Origin of the sequence: Aliiroseovarius halocynthiae (assembly GCF_007004645.1) — a bacterium.
GTDB classification, from domain to species: Bacteria; Pseudomonadota; Alphaproteobacteria; order Rhodobacterales; family Rhodobacteraceae; genus Aliiroseovarius; species Aliiroseovarius halocynthiae.
This window is the reverse complement of the sequence record NZ_ML660019.1, coordinates 357,048-372,474: the sequence shown is the minus strand read 5'-3', so window position 1 is coordinate 372,474 and position 15,427 is coordinate 357,048. Positions and strand designations below refer to the sequence as shown.

At 55.9% G+C, this 15,427-nt stretch carries 14 protein-coding genes; 8 read left to right on the top strand and 6 right to left on the bottom strand.

Going from position 1 to position 15,427, the window contains the following annotated elements:
• Positions 1 to 179: 179 nt before the first annotated feature.
• The 4 genes from FIL88_RS01940 to FIL88_RS01925 form a co-directional block, all read right to left on the bottom strand.
• On the bottom strand, positions 180 to 527 hold the full coding sequence (locus tag FIL88_RS01940) for a hypothetical protein (RefSeq protein WP_142852132.1): 348 nt from the start codon (positions 525 to 527) through the stop codon (positions 180 to 182).
• Between the two features lie 109 nt (positions 528 to 636).
• Positions 637 to 1,506, bottom strand: a complete 870-nt coding sequence (locus FIL88_RS01935; protein WP_142852131.1) for a 50S ribosomal protein L11 methyltransferase — start codon at positions 1,504 to 1,506, stop codon at positions 637 to 639.
• 52 nt (positions 1,507 to 1,558) lie between these two features.
• Complete coding sequence (locus FIL88_RS01930; protein WP_142852130.1) at positions 1,559 to 2,104, bottom strand: YcxB family protein; 546 nt, start codon at positions 2,102 to 2,104, stop codon at positions 1,559 to 1,561.
• Positions 2,105 to 2,232: 128 nt separating this feature from the next.
• Entirely contained in the window at positions 2,233 to 3,465 is a 1,233-nt protein-coding gene (locus FIL88_RS01925) for an MFS transporter (RefSeq protein ID WP_142852129.1), read from the bottom strand.
• A 133-nt stretch (positions 3,466 to 3,598) separates the two neighbouring features.
• Between FIL88_RS01925 and FIL88_RS01920 the strand changes: the two genes are divergently transcribed.
• Entirely contained in the window at positions 3,599 to 4,666 is a 1,068-nt protein-coding gene (locus tag FIL88_RS01920) for a YeeE/YedE family protein (RefSeq protein WP_142852128.1), read from the top strand.
• On the opposite strand, the gene FIL88_RS01915 is transcribed toward FIL88_RS01920, so the two are convergent.
• Positions 4,659 to 5,804: an MFS transporter gene (locus FIL88_RS01915; RefSeq protein ID WP_142852127.1), complete on the bottom strand. Its 1,146-nt coding sequence runs from the start codon at positions 5,802 to 5,804 to the stop codon at positions 4,659 to 4,661. The genes FIL88_RS01920 and FIL88_RS01915 overlap by 8 nt on opposite strands.
• 211 nt (positions 5,805 to 6,015) lie before the next feature.
• Here FIL88_RS01915 and FIL88_RS01910 point away from each other — a divergent pair, with 211 nt between their 5' ends.
• The 7 genes from FIL88_RS01910 to FIL88_RS01880 all read left to right on the top strand — a co-directional run bounded on the left by FIL88_RS01910 (position 6,016) and on the right by FIL88_RS01880 (position 12,982).
• The gene (locus tag FIL88_RS01910; protein ID WP_185960811.1) at positions 6,016 to 6,465 is read left to right on the top strand and encodes an SRPBCC family protein; all 450 of its coding nucleotides are present in this window, start codon (positions 6,016 to 6,018) and stop codon (positions 6,463 to 6,465) included.
• 581 nt (positions 6,466 to 7,046) lie between these two features.
• Entirely contained in the window at positions 7,047 to 8,588 is a 1,542-nt protein-coding gene (locus FIL88_RS01905) for a multicopper oxidase family protein (RefSeq protein WP_246066587.1), read from the top strand.
• Positions 8,569 to 8,868: a c-type cytochrome gene (locus FIL88_RS01900; RefSeq protein WP_142852125.1), complete on the top strand. Its 300-nt coding sequence runs from the start codon at positions 8,569 to 8,571 to the stop codon at positions 8,866 to 8,868. The genes FIL88_RS01905 and FIL88_RS01900 overlap by 20 nt, the downstream gene beginning before the upstream one ends.
• Positions 8,850 to 9,545 carry a phytochelatin synthase family protein gene (locus tag FIL88_RS01895; protein ID WP_142852124.1) on the top strand — a complete coding sequence of 232 codons (696 nt, stop codon included), beginning with the start codon at positions 8,850 to 8,852 and terminating at the stop codon, positions 9,543 to 9,545. Before FIL88_RS01900 ends, FIL88_RS01895 begins: the two co-directional genes overlap by 19 nt.
• A 164-nt stretch (positions 9,546 to 9,709) precedes the next feature.
• Positions 9,710 to 10,015, top strand: a complete 306-nt coding sequence (locus FIL88_RS01890; RefSeq protein WP_221931115.1) for a hypothetical protein — start codon at positions 9,710 to 9,712, stop codon at positions 10,013 to 10,015.
• Positions 10,012 to 11,628, top strand: coding sequence for a GMC oxidoreductase (locus FIL88_RS01885; protein WP_142852122.1), 1,617 nt, complete (start codon positions 10,012 to 10,014; stop codon positions 11,626 to 11,628). Before FIL88_RS01890 ends, FIL88_RS01885 begins: the two co-directional genes overlap by 4 nt.
• On the top strand, positions 11,621 to 12,982 hold the full coding sequence (locus tag FIL88_RS01880) for a hypothetical protein (protein ID WP_142852121.1): 1,362 nt from the start codon (positions 11,621 to 11,623) through the stop codon (positions 12,980 to 12,982). Before FIL88_RS01885 ends, FIL88_RS01880 begins: the two co-directional genes overlap by 8 nt.
• Before the next feature lie 184 nt (positions 12,983 to 13,166).
• Here the strand turns inward: FIL88_RS01880 and FIL88_RS01875 are convergent, their stop codons facing one another.
• Positions 13,167 to 15,362, bottom strand: coding sequence for a primosomal protein N' (locus FIL88_RS01875; protein WP_142852120.1), 2,196 nt, complete (start codon positions 15,360 to 15,362; stop codon positions 13,167 to 13,169).
• Positions 15,363 to 15,427 lie beyond the last annotated feature (65 nt).

Below are 15,427 nucleotides of genomic sequence, written 5' to 3'. Positions count from 1 at the left end.
CGCACAGGATACTAGCTGTTCATTCGACAGATCAAATAACAACGAAGTCACCGTATTTCGAGCCTAAAAGGCGCGAAACACTTAGTGCGATTCTTACAATCACCCCTGTTCGGAATAAGAAAACCCAACCAGATGCCTCTGATTGGGTTCAAACTGGATGGAATATATCCGTAGTCGGATCAAGATAGGCTGAGAATGAATTCAGCAACGCCGCGCGAAAACGGATCCACTTGCATCAGCCAAGCGCCCGCTCGCTCAACCATGCCGCCCTCGGTTAAGGATTCAAGCCGTGCCTCATAGCTGGTCAATCCAACCTGACTGACCAGAACCCCTTTAAAGACAGCGAAACCGACCACAGCGATGAGTATTGCACGCAGCGGGAAGCTGCGTTTCTTGAGCATCTTCGTCTTGGGAACGAGCAGCCCGTCACGCTCGACCAACTGGACATAACCACGGGCAATTTTGTTATGGCGGCGATCAATCTGCCGTATGCGTTTTTCAAAATCTTTCACTTGAGCTTCGGCCATTTTCAACTTCCTCTAGTTGACGACTCAACTTGCAATTAAGTGGACGATGCTAGATTACAGCAATTTTGTGGCAATTGCTAGAAAGCTGACGGAATTCCGTCACATTTTATCACCTTTTGCGCAAAACTAAGGTGGTCCAATCGCCAATTTCGTCTTGGCTGAGTACGTCAAACCCGTTTTCTGTATAGGCTTGGACGACTTCGTTCGCTTGCGGATTTAGTATGCCTGACAGGATCGCATAGCCATCTTTTCTGATATTGCGCCCCATATCAGGGGACAGACCAATCAACGGGCCTTTCAGAATATTGGCAAACACCAGATCGAACGGCGCTTTGGATTGTAGCGCATCGGCCCCGAAACCGGCCGCTTCAACACATTGGACACGGTCCTCAAGCGCGTTGGCGGCAACATTGGCACGGGCAACATCTACGGCGACTTCATCTATGTCGCTGGCAATCACCGGATTAGGCCATATCTTCGCTGCGGCCATCGCAAGAACGGCGGTTCCACAACCGATATCTGCAACATTTCGCCCTTCAAATCCATCACTGGCCAATCGATCCACCGCGCGCAGACACCCCAGAGTGGTTCCATGATGGCCCGTACCGAAGGCCATAGCCGCGTCGATCAGCAGCCCGATCTTATCCTCAGGCAGCGAGGCTGCATCATGACTACCATATACATAAAAGCGTCCGGCCTCGACCGGGGCCAATTCACGCTTTACATGAGCGACCCAATCGACCTCGGGCAGTTCCGAGACGCTGAAATCTTTAGACCCATGCATCGACGCCAACAACGCCAATCCTGCTGCATCGGGTTCTTCGACAAAATACCCGCCGACTTCCCAGATGCCGCTGTCATCCTCGATCTCGAACACTCCAATGCCGGTCGGTTCTGGCACAAGGTTTTCCATCGCAAGCCCAAGGGCTTCGGCGGTCTCTTGTCCATCAACGGTGGTCAAAGCGGTCCAGGTGGGCATGTCGCATCCTTTCAAACAAGCCCCTGTGCCCTAGCGTCCCCTTAAGGGCGGGTCAAGCGTCAGACTTGGAGGGCTGAGCGACACCCGCCGCACGCCACGCTTCGATCTGTGCGACAACTTCTTGCATGTCCGCGTCACTGCTAAAGGCCGACTTAGCAAGTGGGCAGTAATCATATACGTCAATCATAAGAAGCAGGCCGCGTTCGGTCACGATCACGCCTTCCATATGGCTCCAAGATATTACCACCTCGTATCCAGGATGTGTGATGCGCATACCCAACGCCGAGAGAACAATCCGCACCACGCCGCCGCGTAAAGGGGATTTGCTGAGCGTTGTCTGATACGAGTTCCGACTGTGTTGCAGAACGTAGAACCCCGCCCCCAACAACGGCATGAAGGACAGAAACACCCAAACCCCTGATGCGCTGGCGATGGCAACGATCGCGGCAACGCAGATGAACGCAATGCTCAGGATCAGGGTTCTGGCTTTTCCGCCCCACCCCTTTGCTCGCCGACGCCGTTCGGCCGCCATAGCACGCAACGCATAGTCGACATCGATTGCGTCGAACCGTGAATAATACTCGAGAGTGGTGCTCAAATCAGATCTCATGAATGGCAGACAGAACGCGCGTTCGTAACGCAGCAGATGAAATCAGTGTGCCAGAATTCCAAGGATCGGGCGAGTAAGGAAAATCAGACCTCACCCAAAGCTGCGCAACATCCCGCCTATGCCGTGCGGGCAACTCGTGGCGTCAGGATCGTCTCGTTGCCCTTCTCAGGATGGCGCGGGATCATCAGCGCCAACATCAAAGACACCCCTGCCATCGCCGCTGCCAGCGCGAAAACAGCACCGGGCGACACCACCCAAAGATACCCCAAAAGTGCAGGCAGAAAGACCGCTGCGATGTGGTTGATGGTAAAGGCTACCGCCGCCGTGGGGGCAATGTCTTGCGGATCCGCAATCTTCTGGAAATAGGTCTTCAAGGCAAAAGCCAGCGCAAAGAACATGTGGTCCAGCACGTAGAGGGCTGCCGCCAATACCACGCCCCAACCAAAATAATAGATCCCGCCATAGGCGAGGAACACGAAAATCAGGCCGACATATTCGAATGCCAGCGCACGACGTTCGCCCCAGATCGACACAGCTTTGCCCATCAAGGGGGCAAAGAAGATGTTGGCGACATAGTTGATCAGGAACAGCGCGGTGACTTCGTGCACCTCGAAGCCAAAACGTTCGACCATCATAAAGGCAGCAAATACCACGAAAATCTGACGCCGCGCGCCTGCCATGAACTGAAGCGCATAGTACAGCCAGTACCGGCGACGCAGCACAAATTGCTTCAGCTGCGGCTCGGGGCTTTCAAATTGAGGATAGGCGAAATACGCAAAAATCGCGATGGCGAAGGTCGTGCCGCCCGCGATCAAATACACAAGGTTAAAGCTTAGATCGAAGGTCTTCCAAGTCAGCACCAACAGGCCATAGCTGACCAGTGCCGCTGCCGACCCGATGGCCATGATCCACCCCAGCATCTGAGGGGCTTTCTTCTTGTCGATCCACTGAAGCTGAAGAGACTGGTTCACCGTCTCGAAATAGTGAAACCCGATCGAACTAAGCATCGTGACCGTCAATATGCCGCCGAAACTGGGAAACCATGCGGTAATCGCCGTCGCCACGCCCAGCATCCCCAGTGCAACGACCCCCAAAACCTGTTCACGAAACAGCATCATCAGAGCGATGACGCCAATGGCCAGAAAGCCGGGGATTTCACGGATCGTGTGCAGCCAACCAATCTCTACCCCCGTAAAACCGGCGACCTCAACCACGAAGTTGTTCAACAGTGCCAGCCAAGTCAGAAACGCAATCGGCATCCCGGCGGCCATCAGCATCAACAGGAAGATGGGGCGGCGCCAAAACGGCAGCGAGCGGGCTTCATCAAGGGTCAGGATCTGATGTCTCATGCGGTTGCATTACGCCCCTTTTCCAAGCTTGGCGAGCGCAAAACGTATTCACGCATGCATATCCGTTTCTGACATAGGTCAAGGTACTCTGCAGGCATGTCGCTAAAACTGCGCCAACTTTAAGGAGGCCCCAATGGACATCGTCCCCCTGATCGATCGGATCGGAGAAAACCCGACCGCCGCCCTGTTCGGCCTAATCACCGGCATCGTGTTCGGCGTGTCTGCCCAGCGGTCCCGGTTTTGCCTGCGTGCCGCCACGGTCGAGTTCGCCCGCCGCAAGATGGACAGCTCGGTCGCGGTGTGGCTTTTGACCTTTTCGACAGCCGTCGTCTGGGTGCAAGGGGCCACCCTGCTTGGCCTGATGCGCCCCGAAGACGCACGTATGATGGCAGTCACCGGAAGCTGGTCAGGTGCTATCATTGGCGGGCTTCTTTTTGGTGTCGGGATGGTGCTTGCGCGCGGTTGCTCTGGGCGGCTTCTGGTGCTCGCGGCGACCGGCAACTTGCGGTCCGTCGTGTCTGGCCTGATCTTCGCCGTCGTCGCACAGATGAGCCTGCATGGCTGGCTGACCCCGACACGCGACAAGCTGGCTCGACTGTGGATGACCGAGGGCGGCGCGAACGTAGACCTGCTCACAGTTGTTGGTGCCCCGGAATGGGCAGGACTTGCGTTGGGGATGGTGACGGCCGTGCTCGCCATCGTGATTGCCCGCAAATCAGGACTTGCCCCCCGCCGTCTGATCTTTGGATCCGGTGTCGGGTTCGCCGTGGCGTTGGGCTGGGTGTTGACCTATCAATTGTCGCTCGCGGCGTTCGAACCGATCTCTGTCACCTCGGCTACCTTCTCGGGCCCGTCGGCGAACACGCTCATGTTCTTCCTTGTCTCGGACCCGGTGCTTGAATTCGACGTCGGTCTAGTTCCGGGCGTTGTCATTGGGGCCTTTGTCGCCAGCTGGCTGAGCGGAGAATTCAAGTTCCAGGGGTTCGAGGGCGAGGCCAATATGCGCCGCTCAATGACCGGAGCCATCCTGATGGGCTTCGGCGCGATGCTGGCCGGAGGTTGCGCGATTGGTGCCGGCGTCACGGGCGGGTCGATCTTTGTCGGCACCGCATGGTTGGCGCTTCTCTGCATGTGGATCGGCGCGATGGTGACGGATGCCTTGGTGGATCAACGCGCAGGCCTGGTGGGCGCCGCTACTTAACAGCCAAGCGATGCGCAAGCGTCACGCTTAGGATCAGCCCCGGCACAAGAAGCAGAAACGCCACATCCAATGACGTCGCCTGTGCCATGAACCCAATGGCCGGAGGTCCAATCAGAAAGCCGCTTAGTGCACCGAAGGTCATGAACGACACATTGCGCGCCTCGGCCCGTTTGCTGAGCGCCGCACTGGCGGTCACACCAAGTGGGAAGATTGTCGAAACTCCTAAACCAACCAACGCAAAGCCAACAAAGGATGGATAGGGACCGAAATTCGATGCCAACACAATGACACCCAAAAGCGCAGAACTCAAACAACCTCGCGCCAGAACCGCTGCCCCGAATCGCGTATTGATGGCATCGCCAACGAATCGCCCAACAGTCACAAAGCCTGAGAACACTGTCACCGCCAGTCCCTCGCGGCCGGACGTGAACTGAGCAACCTCGCGCATATAGACTGCGGCCCAGTCAATCATCCCTCCTTCCACAAGCGTCGCTCCGAACACAGTTACAACAATCAGATAAAGCGCAACGGGAATCGGGCGACCAGCAGGCTCTTCAGCTTCGTGATGTTCAGGCGCTTCAATATGAGGCAGCACATAGGCTACGACCATTAGCAAAGGCAGCATAATCGCGCCGCCAATAGCCAGAGCCGTGAATGCGGGAAATGCGAATGCGGCCAATTGCACACCGATCAAGCTGCCGACCATGACGCCAAGGCTCCAAAACCCATGTGCGCGATTCATGATCGATCTTCCGCAAGCTTTTTCGACGCGTGCGGCGAAGACATTGATTCCAATCTCGGCAAAAGCAACCACCGATCCGAGGACAAAAAGTGATGCAAACAGGCTAACCGGCCCAACCGCCAGACCAGGCGTCACACCGACCAGAAGCATTGGCGGGAAGCACCACAACAACGCGTGACGTGGACCCATCTTATCCACCAGTTTCCCTGCGAAATAGAGTGTTGGCAGCAGCCCCATAGGCATCCCCAATAGCGACAAAGCCAACTGAGACTTACTAAGCCCAAGCACATATTGGACCTCGGCCACGCGTGAAAACCAAATGCCAATCTGCACCGGCTTCACAAAGAAAACAGCCATACAGAGGAAAACAGCCCAACGTGACGTGTCAAACTTCATGAATAGCCCTTTCGCTCTGCCCCATCGGGTGTCCGCCTCTTGAGTGATAGCGCTACCAATTTCAGATATAGGAATATGAATCAACACCGAAACGTAGACACCACCACCCGCGCTGCAGAAACTTTTTTGGCAGCTCCTGCCATCTCTCCTGACAGTATGCGGTCAGGAGTGGGCTGCTAGGGTGCACTTAACATTGTTAAAGGACTGCACTGTGATTCAGATTGAACGAACCCGAAAGATCGGCGCAACGCCCGAAGCCGTCTGGGCCGAACTGAGCCGCTTCATGCATCTTGATGACATCGCTCCGCTCGTCGTCAAAGTGGATGCACTGACAGATTTCCGCGAGGGGCTTGGCGCAAGGCGACGCGCCCATTTCGACAATGGCACGTCTCTTGTGGAAGAGGTCGTAGACTGGCAACCAAACCGCGAAATGACGATCCATTGCTCTGACCTTGAACCTCTGCCTTTGAAGGCGCTCGAAACGATAATTCGTGTTGAACCGCTGCCAAACGGACGTTCAAAAACCGTTTGGAACACTCAATTTCAGGTCAAATTCGGCCCATTCGGGTGGCTTATGGGGCAGCTTTTGATGAGACGCCCTTTTAACACGGTCGTGGGCGGGAATTTGAAAGGGTTGGAGAAGAGGGTTATCTCTGGCTAAGAGTGCTCGATATCACTTCGCTTCTTGGGCACTGCTTGGCTTATGCATTGATGTATTTAATCTGCGTGATGATTACGGATACTCTTGTAGAACAGCCCGAGATCCTTCAGTTGGAGACCGAGCAATCTCTTTTTTGAAATCAGCTTCGAGCCCAGTTTGACAAAGGCTGAGTGATGCACGAATGGCCGTATTGGTGTTGAAACTCTTGGCGACTGGCTATGTCGGTCACAAGCCCGACTCTGTCTCTGTTCGTTTCGTGAGCCGCTCTTTCCAGTTCTTGGATCGACAGAGCGACACGCAGCAGAAGTCTTTCCTATTTTTGTACTCAAGTATGCTAAGCCGCAACATTCTTGCTGAATGACAGATTGCAGCTCTATTCGCATCCATCGTTTGGATCTGTCCTTAGCCGACTTTTGGAGGGTTTAGACGCGTTGCCAGCTTTCAACTCGGTCGACCGAAGAGCAACCAAAAAGTGTAGACAGAGCAAAGCACGATAGTTACGTATGAGTGCGACAATTTGCCACCAGAACAGACACCCGCTTTCACGTCATCGTTCGTCAAATCACAGCAGAGGTTCCGACATGCAAATCAGCCGCCGCAGAGCTATTTTGGGCACCACTGCGATGGCTGGTACAGTCGTCTTGGGCAACTACTTTTCTGCGCGAGGCGCTGAAGCAGCGGGCGTGCTAGATGCCCAAATCCCAGCGCAGTCGCCACTTGGAATGGAGGGTGACCTTAAAAATCCGCGTGAGATTACGTCTGTTGGTGGCCGGTTTCGCACCGAGTTGAACATGGTCATTGCGCGTCATGATCTACCCTATGCTAGTGCGTCTTTGCGCCTCTACGAAGGCGAAATTCCAGCGCCGACATTCCGTGTTTCCCCCGGGGACGAAATAGAGATTACGCTGCACAACCGGTTTCCATCAAACCCTGATAGCGACCCGGTTCTGAACACACCCAACCAGTTCAACTCGACAAACCTACATTTTCATGGGTTCCACGTCAGCCCCAAGGGCAATAGTGACAACGTGTATTTGCAGATAAACCCTGGTGAAAGCTTCAACTATCTGGTGCAGCTGCCAGAGGATCACCCTGCCGGGAATTATTGGTATCATCCGCACCGTCACGGTTCAGTCGCCGTTCAGGTGGCGTCTGGTTGCGGTGGCATGATGATCGTGCGCGGTACGCTCGATGACGTTCCCGCAGTCGCCGAAGCGATTGAGCGTGTGATGGTCTTTCAATGCCCCGTAGTTGATCCCTCAAGTGGCGAGGTCGACAGCTATGACACCATATGGAACTTGGATTCCGAGCGGTTTTGGCTCGTGAATGGCGAATACCAGCCCAAGATATACATGCGTGAAGGCGAGGTACAGCATTGGCGCTGGCTGAACGCCGGCGATGAGCAATTCTTGCCTATGACACTGGATGGCCTGGAGCTTCATGAGATCGGCTTTGACGGGAACCCCTACGACCATGCCCGGCTGACCAACAAAGTTGAGATTGCACCGGGCAATCGATCCAACCTAATGGTGAGGGCGCCTAAGGTTGGCGTTTATGACCTGCTACGCCCAGCATTCACGCAAGGCAAGACTGACCTGCCTGAGGTACATATGGCACAGGTGATCGTTCTGCCCGCAGATACGGATCGGATCGCGTCTGACGTCAAAAAGGGAACGCGCATTCCAGAAGGGCCGTTGCCAAAAAACGCGGTCCTCACCGACATCACTGATGCCGAGATTACCAACCACCGCCAGATTGTTCTTGGTGTGAAAGAAACACCCGGCATGTATAAAGACGTGGTCTTTACGCTGAATGGTGAACCTTTTGACCCGTCACGTGACGATATCGTCGCAAAACTAGGCGAGGCCGAGGAGTGGGAATTTGTGAACACCACACCCTTTCCACATCCAATCCATGTGCATGTGAATCCAATGCAGGTGACCCATATCAACGGTGAGGCGTTGGCGTACAAGCATTGGCAGGACACAATCGCGGTACCAGCTGCTGGTACGGCAACGGTACGGATGCGATTCACCGAATTTGATGGGCGGTTTGTGATGCACTGCCATATTTTGCCACACGAAGATCTGGGGATGATGCTGAATGTCAATATTGAAGCTTAGCGCAGCGTTGCTGGTGTTGCCGATTGCAGCGCAGGCGCAAGACAGCAGCATCCCAACGGTGGCGACAAACTGTGTGTCGTGTCATTCTGCGGATGGGAACCCGCTGGTTGCGGGGGTCCCGATCTTGTCGGGTCAGCGTGCGACCTATCTCGAAGCTGCATTGCGATCATACCGCGACGGCCGGCGCACGGGCGGGCCGGCCGATGTGATGAGCACCTATGCCAAAGAACTGACCGATGAAGACATAAAGGAGATCGCCGAATGGTTTGCCGCAAACTAGTTGCTACAGCTTTCGTTGCACTCACCGCCACGATGGCAATCGCACAAGACGATCTGCTTTATCTGACGACTGAGGCAGGCGAAGATCGCCTAGTGAAGACAGGGCTGAACCGCGACTATTTCAGCCTCGCGACCTATCTGGAAACTGAACAGGTTCTCACATTTTGCGGGCCCGCCTCGGTTGCTGCGGTCGCAAATTCGCTGAACATCGATCGCCCGTCTCCGGATCGGCTGTATCCTTGGACGCTTTTCACCCAAGACCTTTTGTTCAATGCTGCAAACCAGGAGCTAAAGCCCTATGGCATGGTTGAACATGAAGGGCTGACTTTGGAGGAGCTTGATCAGTTCATTGAAAACGTCGGACTGGCAGCAGAGCACCACTTTGCGGATGAAACCTCTGTGGATGAATTGCGCAGCGCGATTGAGGCGACACTATCTGACCGCAACGCAAGATTGATAGTCAACTATTCGCGCCAAGCTTTGCCACAGAAGGGAGATGGTCACATCTCGCCCATAGGCGCTTTTGATGCGGACACCGATAGCGTGCTGATCCTTGATGTTGCGAAGTACAAATACCCACCGGTTTGGATCACAGTACAGAAACTTCACGACGCGATGATGCTGATTGACACCGGATCAAACAGATCGCGTGGTTTTGTCGAAGTGAGTTTGCAGTGACCACTAAACATCTTTCTCGCAGAGCGGTGCTCGGCGGCACATGTAGTGTGTTGGCTCTGTCAGGTATAGCGCATGGTGGAGGCCTTGCCGGGTTGTATGATGATACGATCTGGGATGCGCTGGTGCACGCTATAGCTGGTCCGGTAGAGCTATCACCGCCACTATTGACTGCTCTAACGCGTGATTTCGAAGCCAAGTTTGGCCTCTCTGCGCTTAGCGACCTGGTCAGCCGATTTGGCCGAAATGGCGTTATCTCTGTGCTTGACCCGCAACCAGACCCGTTTGAAAGTCAGGTGCAATGGATTGCAAGTTATCTGTTTACGGGCTCTGCTGATCCATCTGAAGGTAACGCGCGGATGATCAACTATCCCTATGCGTTAGCATGGAAATCTCTGCGATTTGCCAAAGCACCTGGGCTATGTGCAGGACCAGAGTTTGGGTACTGGTTGCACCCATGGGAGGCCGCATGACCGATCTTAACGCAGATATCGTTATCGTTGGGTCCGGCATGGCCGGGGCGCATCTGTCGCGCAGCTTGGCCGATGCCGGGCGCGACGTGTTGGTGCTTGAGGCGGGCGGCCGCAAATTACGTGCCGAATACCTCAGTGACTTTTATCAGAATCCAGTTAAAGGGCCGCAAGCCCCTTATCCCAGCCAAAACAGTGCCCCACATCCAACGGATACCGACTATGACAGCTTTTACGACCAGGCCGGGCCGGAAAGGTTTGTTGGTGCCTATTTGCGGATTTACGGCGGCACGACTTGGCACTGGACCGGGTTCGCTGATCGCCTGCGCCCTGCCGATTTTCAAGGCGCGACGCTCTACGGGCGCGGAACTGATTGGCCGATAGGCTATGACGAACTGATCCCATTCTATGAGAAAGCCGAGGCGCGCTGGGGTGTGTCTGGAGACCCTGATTACACTTGGGGATCGCCACGCAAACCTGGCGAAGGCTATACAATGCCACCGATCCCAGCCTCCTACATGGATCTTCAGATCCAAAAGGCGTTGGACCAGATGGACCTGACATCCAAACGCTTCTCGCACGCGCGAAACTCGGTGATCTTTGACGGACGTCCGCCATGCTGTGGCAACAACACCTGTGTACCGATCTGTCCGATCGCCGCAAAATATGATGCATCCATCGACATGGACAAGGCGGTGGCGGCGGGCGCACGAATTGAGTTGGACGCCCTTGTCACCTTCGTTGAAATCGGTGCAGATCAAGACGTGGTATCGCTGACGATCAGGCGCCCCGATGGCAGCACGCAGAAGGTAACCGGCAATACATTTGTGTTGGGGTGCCACGCTGTCGAAAACCCGCGGCTACTGTTGAATTCTCGACAAGAAACCGCACCCAACGGTGTTGCCAATGAGAACGACCAAGTTGGGCGTTACTTGCTGTCGCAGTACAACGTCGATGTCACAGGTGAAGTCACGGATCCGGTTTATCCGTATCGCGGGCCGCAACAGACATCGGGTATTATTGAATTTCGGGATGGAAACTTTCGCAAAGACTATGCTCCGTTTGGTACGTCCTTCATGAACAACGGTTGGAGCGGAAACGCCGATGCGACCAAACTATCCAAGGAGTTGATCAGCCAAGGTATGCGCGGAGCGGCTTTGGTTCAGGCGCTCAATGACCAAATCGGACGACATGTCCGCCTGAATTCATCCGCGGAAACGCTCGGCGATGCAGATAACCGTATCACTCTGTCTGATCAGATGGACAGTGCGGGCGTACCAAAGCCGCGAGTGGCTTTCACCGTCGATGAATACACACGCGCCGGTGTGGAAATCGCGACGCAGACAAATGAGAAGGTTCTGACATTGATGGGGGCAGAAGACATCAAGTCTGATACACCTTATCTGTCCAACGCCATTATCGCGGGAACGACGCGTATGGGAACAGACCCCGCTACCTCTGTCGTGAATGCTGATCTGCAAACACATCAGCATCGCAACCTCTATATCCTCGGCGCCTCGACCCACGTCAGCGCGCCGGTCAATGCACCGTCACTAACCATCGCCGCCATGGGGATCCGGCTAGCGGAACATCTGGTCAGCACAGCACATGAATAAGGTCACTCTGCCACTCTTGATGGCATTGGTCTTGCTGGGTAACGGGCTGCGCTCGGTAATCAGTTCGACAGTGTTCGTCTCAGAGGGCACGTTTGCGAGTTTTCTCAAAATCTCCGTTTCGCAGACGTCGGCAATCATCGAATTGCTGCTTGGTGCTGTCTTGCTGTCGCTCCTGATCTCACCATGGATGCTCGCGCGGTTTTCCATTAAAATGCTGACCACAGTGATGTGCCTCATCGCGAGTGGTGCTGGCTTCGGTCTTGCCGCCATGTTCTGGACGAGCCCGCCGGTGGCGGCGCGGGAAGCGCTGGTGATGCTATTATTTCCGCTTATTGGGTTCTCACTGGCATCAATGGCCCCGGTAGCGCAGCTACTGACAGGTTGGGGTGGCGAAAGACATGCAAAGCTTTTGACAGGCGTATGGGCTGTGGCAATGCCAGCGGCATTCCTAGTGACACCACAGTTGGTCCGCGTGATTGCGCCACGCTATGGGCTTGATGTGTTTTTTGCGGGCTTTGCGGTCGCACCGCTTTTATTGATCGCAGCAATCTGGATTGTGCGCGAGCCGGTGAAAGCTGCTTTCACGGATCAGACGGCACCGTCCATTATGGCGCTTGTGCCTGCAATTTTGACTTTGATCGCCTTTGAAGTGATGACCCTTCTCGTCACTATGTTGGGTATCTCATCGCCGCTGACGCAGGGCATGGCGGTCCTGTTCGTGATAGCCCTCATCAACCTGATCCATAGCCAAAAGGCCAAAGGCTCTGCACGAACTGCCGGCAGCGCGACAATGGGAATCTTCGTGTTTTTATTCTTGGTTAATATTGCGACTACTGGGTTTTATGACACCGCCTATCTAGTGTTGCATATGTGTTCCAACACCTTGATCGCTGATCGCGCCACCCTCGCGGCCCTCGCACAGGTTTGCGCGGCGATGGGGGCAACTGCACTGCTGGCCCGGTATCAACTACAGCGGGCACTAATGGTTTTGGGTGCCGCAATTGCGGCAATCGGCCTGGCGTCATATATGCTCTACTTTAGCTACCCCATTTATGAAGTTTATGTTGGCTCCAAGGCCATCACCGGATTTGGAACCGGATTGCTAACAACGGCCGCCATTTTTGCAGTGTCCAAATCGAGCTCACAGGGTGCGGGGCTCTCCCTTTTTATTGCATTTGTAATCATCATTGGTACGGAAGTTGGATTGGAGTTATTTGAAGTCTTCGTTCAGCTGGCCGAGCTAGCAAAAATACCACTCTATACTTCCTACACCATGATCTTTGTGGCGCAGGTTGTGTTTGTCCTGATCGCAATTCCATTCGTGCTCTCAAAGGTGAAAAATGTGTCGACGTAGCTTGGGCGGCTTGAGCGAATGCTGCGCCCATCTGACGACCCTGGAGCCTACCAAGACCGACGGCGACCTCTCCTGTCTTGGATGCAATCACGAAAGATGGCTTGAGCAAAGGAATACCGCGACCAACCCGTCACAAATGAAGTGTGGCGCGCAAGGCTGGTTTTTACAGCAGAGCAGACACTTCTCAATAAAAACTCTGCGGGTCGATATCCACGGACACGCGCATATCCCCTTTGATCTGGAACTGCGCCAGCCAGCGTTTTAGCGCGGCTTGGATGGGGGCGGTTTTCTCGGCCTTCACAAGCAAGCGCACGCGATGTCGTCCACGCACGCGGGCGATGGGGGCGGGGGCGGGGCCGAAAAGCTGCGCGCCGATTTGGGTCAGAGGCTCGGACCGGCGGGCCATCTCGGCCCCAAGGTCAAACACCGCTTGAATGTCGGGCGACGACAGGACGATCCCGGCCAGACGCCCGTAAGGCGGCACGCCAGCGGCCTGTCGCTCGCCCGCTTCGGCTTTCCAGAACCGTTCTTCCTCGCCCGCAAGGATCGCGCGGATCACAGGATGTTCTGGCTGGAAGGTCTGTAGCAAAGCCACCCCCGGCGTTTCCGCCCGCCCTGCCCGGCCTGCAACCTGTCGGATCAATTGGAACGTACGCTCTGCTGCACGCAGGTCAGAGCCTTGCAAGCCAAGATCCGCGTCGATCACACCCACCAAGGTGAGCTTTGGGAAGTTGTGCCCCTTAGCGACCAGCTGTGTGCCGATAATGATGTCCGCGCCGCCGTCGGCAATCAGCTCGATCTGTTCTTTCAACGCCCGCGCGGACCCGAAGAGGTCCGAGGACAACACAGCGATGCGGGCGTCTGGAAAGGCGGCGGTCACTTCCTCGGCCAGTCGTTCGACGCCGGGGCCAACGGGGGCCAGCTTGCCCTCGACCTCGCATTCCGGGCAGGCGTCCGGCATCGGCTTCGTCTCGCCGCATTGATGGCAGACAAGGCGTTTTTGGAACCGGTGCTCGACCATGCGTGCGTCGCAATGGTCGCAACCGATCTGGTGCCCGCAAGCCCGGCAAATCGTGACCGGCGCATAGCCACGGCGGTTGATAAACAAAAGCGATTGTTCTCCCTTCGCAATGCGTTGGGTCACGGCGGCTTTCAAGGTGGGCGAGATCCAACTTTGCGCGGGCAGGTCTTCTTGACGCATATCAATTGCACACATGTCGGGCATGACGGCGGGGCCATAACGGCTGGTCAGCTCGATCCGTTTGTATTTCCCAGCCTCACAATTGGCCCACGTCTCCAGCGACGGCGTGGCCGAGGCCAGCACCACCTGCGCATCACAAATCGACGCCCGCATCACCGCCATATCACGGGCCGAGTACAACACCCCGTCTTCCTGTTTGTAGGAACTGTCGTGCTCCTCATCCACGATGATCAGGCCTAAATCGCGGAAGGGAAGATAGAGCGCAGATCGGGCTCCAACGACCAACTGCGCCTCGCCCTGCCCAACCATGCGCCAGCACCGGCGGCGCTCGGTCATGGTGACGCCGGAATGCCATTCGGCGGGGCGTGCACCAAAGCGTTCCTCGACCCGTTTTAGAAACTCGGCGGTCAGGGCGATCTCGGGCAGAAGCACCAATGCTTGACGCCCTTTGCGCAGACAGGCGGCGACGGCTTCCAGATAGACTTCGGTCTTACCGGCGCCCGTGACGCCGCGCAAAAGCGTGGTGCCATAGCGGCCGCCACGCACACCGTCAGACAACTGCTTGGCCGCGAGGGCCTGATCTTCGGTCAGGGTTTTACTGGGCAGCGATGGATCAAGCCGCGGGTACGGCATGTCGCGCGGCGTATCCTCTTCCCGGATCGCGCCAAGCTTCACCAAACCCTTCACCACGGACCCGCTGACGCCTGCCAGATCGGCAAGCTCTTTCTGCGTGAACCCCACGCCGGGCTGATCCATCAGCGCATCCATCACCTTGGCACGCGCATCCGTCAGGCGGTTCGGGCGATGGCCGGACGCCTTCAAGATCTTGCGCATGGACGGTGGATCGCTCAGACCCGGTGCGCGGGTGGCAAGGCGCAGCATCTGAGACATCGGGGTCAGGGTATAATCGCCCACGCGAGTCAGAAATTCTGCCATTTCAGATCGCATCGGGGCCACGTCCAGCACCCGGTTCACAGCGCGCAGTTTCGAGGCATCAAAGCCACCCTCGCCCGGCCCCCAGACCATGCCCAACACTTTGCGTGGCCCAAGCGGCACTTCGACATAGTCGCCCTGCACGCAGCCGCCTTCGGGCGCACGATATGTCAGGATTCGGTCCAGAGGCTGGGCGGTCAGCACGCCGACCCTTGCGCCTTCCGGAAACTGCTCAATGTCGCTCATATAGCCAGATTCCCCGTTATCGGAGATATCATAGGGGCTTTCTGCCCGCGCGCCCATGGGGTATG